Genomic DNA, 3726 nt, shown 5'->3' on the forward strand with positions numbered 1-3726 from the left:
GTTGTAGATGGAGCGTTGGGTGGATCTTTTGTAAGAAGAGTAGCTGATTATCTTGAAAATTGGGATTTGAACAGAGAAATATAAAATAACATAAAGCAAAAGGCCCCGAATGGGGCCTTTTCACTATCAAAACAAAGCAAAAATAATAACTAGTTAAATATCACTTCCTCTTCAGAAACCTTTAAGATTTGCTGTTCGGTGTAAGTGTACCTACCAGTATGAGCAATAAAAACATCCTTTTGCTCAAGAAGGTCGCGGTTAGCCAATAAAGTTTTCAGGCTTACATTTCCAATTACATATTTGTAATCATTACGGGAGAACCGCTCAATAATATTATCTATCTGCAGCTTTTCCAATGTATACTCATGGGTATAGCGCAAATAAACTTCAATGTTTACATTGTCGGTATGAACTAACCCATTGTGTTGATGGTATTTTTTATACTCATAACGATAATCATATCTTAGTGCAGCTATATCTGATAAAACAGCTGCTCCTGTAGGGTGACCACCTGCACCTTTTCCAAAGAAGAATTGCTTATCAGCAAAGGCGGCCTGAACAGTTACACCGTTGTATTCGTTTTCTACATTGAACAGAAAATCATCAGATTTTACAAACTTTGGCAATACATAAGTAATGATTTGCTTGGTGCTTATTTTACGCGCAGTAGGTACAAGTTTAATTCTAAAGTTCTTCTCTCTGGCGTACTTAATGTCATGCTCTGATAAGTTCTGAATGCCAACATTAAGTATCTTATCAGGATCAATAAATAACCCGTAAGCATGTGCAGTTGCAATAGCCAATTTAAATTTAGGATCATAACCTCCAACATCCAGAATAGGATTAGATTCAGCAAAACCAAGATCTTGCGCCTGCTTTAATGCCACGCCATATTCAAGATTTTCATTAAATATTTTAGATAGAATGTAGTTAGATGAACCGTTGAATATTCCACTTATACCGTGCAGTAATTCATTGTCGTAATATTCTTCCAGATTACGGATGATAGGTATACTGCCGCAAACTGCACCTTCATATAATAGAGATGCATTATGTTTTTCTTGCAATTCAACCAGTTCGGCCAGATGAGTAGCAATCATTTTTTTATTGGCAGAAACTACATTTTTACCGCTGATTAATGCTCTTTTAACGATGTTGTAGGCAATCTCTGCGTCATCAATTAACTCAACTACAGTGTTAATTTCACTATTGTCTAATATTTCGTCATGATTTGTGGTGAAAAGATGTGCCTCAAGGCTACGTTTTTTCTCAGGATTTTTAATAGCTATTTTAACGATCTCAAGGTTTAGGTCCTGACCGCGAATAATATCATGCAATCCTTGTCCAACAACTCCAAAACCAAATAAGCCGATCTTAAGTTTCTTACTCATCTAAATACTATGCTGTTTTATGTAATTTAATTATTTTCTTATTTGCACTTTCTTTTAAGAATGTGCCAATTATGTTGGTTAATATGTCTGTCTCAATTAAAAAACCATCGTGGCCATAAGCAGAGCTAATACTTTTGAGTGCTGCTCCTGGAATATGCTTCGCTAAAAACTCTTGTTCACAAAGCGGGAACAGAACATCGTTTTCAATTCCTATTACCAGCGTATTCGCTTTAACTAATGCTAAGGCATCAACAATACTTTTTCTGCTTCGGCCAACATTATGGCTGTCCATTGCTTTACTCAAGTACCAATAGCTGTAGGCATTAAAACGTTTACACAGTTTTTCGCCCTGATAATTCTGGTAAGAGGCGGCTCGGAATGAACCTGTTTTGTCATTTACACTTTCTAATTGAGTAGCTGAATATGCTTCATAAGTGCGATAAGATAATAAAGCAATGCTTCTTGCGGCTTTTAAACCTTTTAAGCCACCATCTGGCTGCTGTGCATAAAATGTACGATCAGTGCTGATTGCTAAACGCTGACTCTCGTTAAATGCAATTCCCCATGGTGAGTGTACTGCATTTGTAGCTACAAGAATTAGATTGTCTACGCTCTTGCTATCTGTAATGGCCCATTCCAATGCTTGTTGCCCGCCTAAAGAACCGCCAATTAATACTTTAAGGTGTTGAATGCCAAGATATGATGCAAGCAAGCGGTGAGCAGCGACCAAATCTCTGATGGTAAATTCTGGAAAAGCAAGGTAATACGGTTGCCCTGTTACCGGATTTATACTTAATGGATTGGTTGTACCGTAATTAGACCCTAATACATTTGCACAGATGATAAAGTGTTCCTCAGGGTTAAACAGGTCGTTATTGCCGAAAAGTCCTTTCCACCAGTCTAAAACATCAGCATTGGCTGTAAGCGCATGGCATACCCAGATCACATTATCTTTCTTTGCATTTAGTTTGCCATAAGTTTGATAAGCAATCTCTAATTTGCGTAGTTTTTTCCCGTTCTCTAGCTTAAATAACTTTGTATGCGTATATGTGGCAGTAGTGCTCATTCTTTAGATCTTGTAGCGTTTTATTTTATTTGTTGATAGCAGCAAAGGCTTGTTCAAAATCAGCCTTAATGTCGTCTATGTGTTCAATTCCTACAGAAACACGTAGCTGGCTGGCTGTAATGCCTGCAGCAATTTGTTCCTCGTCACTTAGTTGTTGATGCGTAGTTGCTGAAGGTTGTATGATAAGGGTTTTTGCATCACCCAGGTTTGCAAGGTGGCTAACAAGTTTAAGATTGTCGACCAATGCCGTTGCTTTTTCTTTATCACCATGTAGTTCAAAAGATAGCACTGCACCGAATCCATTCTTTAAATACTTTTTGGCGTTAGCATGGTATGGACTGCTTTCAAGTCCGGGATAGTTTACGCTCTTCACAGCATCATGGCTTTCTAACCAGGTCGCCAGTGCAAGTGTGTTATCTACGTGACGTTGCACGCGAAGTGATAAAGTTTCTAATCCCTGAATTAAAAGGAAAGAGTTGAAAGGAGAGATGGCCGGGCCAAAATCTCTTAACCCTTCAACGYGGGCACGAATAATGAATTGAATATTTCCAAAAGGACCACCAATTCCAAAAACATCATTAAAAATTAAACCATGATATCCTTCTGATGGCTCGGTAAATTGAGGGAATTTGCCATTTCCCCAGTTGTAATTTCCACCATCTACTATTACCCCGCCAATACTGGTGCCATGTCCGCCAATCCATTTGGTAGCAGATTGCACAACAACATGGGCCCCGTGTTCTAAAGGTTTAAACAGATAACCAGCTGCGCCAAAAGTATTATCTACTATTAACGGTAAATCGTGTCTGTTGGCAATGGCAGATAATTTTTCGAAATCGGCAATACTGAAAGCAGGATTACCAATGGTTTCTAAATATATAGCTTTAGTATTTGCATCGATTTTTGATTCAAAATCGTTGGCATCATCGCCATTAGCAAACCTAACCTCAATACCAAGACGTTTAAAGCTTACTTTGAACTGATTATATGATCCGCCATATAAATGAGATGAGGATACAAAATTGTCACCTGCCTGTAGGATATTATTTAATGCAATAAATTGAGCCGCCTGTCCCGAAGCTACGGCTAAAGCAGCCACACCGCCTTCAAGTGCTGCTATTCTTTTTTCGAAAACATCAGTTGTCGGATTCATGATCCTGGTGTAAATGTTTCCGAATTCCTTTAGCGCAAATAAGTTTGCACCATGTTCGGAGTTCTTAAAACCGTAAGAGGTAGTTTGGTATATTGGAACAGCTCTTGATCCTGTAG

General features: G+C 38.3%; 3 protein-coding genes. All 3 read right to left on the reverse strand.

Annotated elements, in window-relative coordinates:
- Window positions 1–149 precede the first annotated feature (149 nt).
- Window positions 150–1391 (reverse strand): homoserine dehydrogenase, encoded by a 1242-nt coding sequence (locus tag AC1DG9_RS24970; RefSeq protein WP_172663330.1) that lies wholly within the window; start codon window positions 1389–1391, stop codon window positions 150–152.
- A 7-nt stretch (window positions 1392–1398) separates the two neighbouring features.
- The gene (locus AC1DG9_RS24975; RefSeq protein WP_172663329.1) at window positions 1399–2457 is read right to left on the reverse strand and encodes a homoserine O-acetyltransferase family protein; all 1059 of its coding nucleotides are present in this window, start codon (window positions 2455–2457) and stop codon (window positions 1399–1401) included.
- 25 nt (window positions 2458–2482) lie between these two features.
- Window positions 2483–3726: O-acetylhomoserine aminocarboxypropyltransferase/cysteine synthase family protein (locus tag AC1DG9_RS24980; protein ID WP_477635452.1), on the reverse strand; the 1244-nt coding region annotated here is incomplete at its 5' end.

Source organism: Pedobacter sp. 05L430 (assembly GCF_056397585.1).

Coding starts and splice junctions, on each gene's coding strand:
- AC1DG9_RS24970 (WP_172663330.1), bottom strand. CDS start 1,391: ATGAGTAAGAAACTTAAGATCGGCTTATTTGGTTTTGGAGTTGTTGGA.
- AC1DG9_RS24975 (WP_172663329.1), bottom strand. CDS start 2,457: ATGAGCACTACTGCCACATATACGCATACAAAGTTATTTAAGCTAGAG.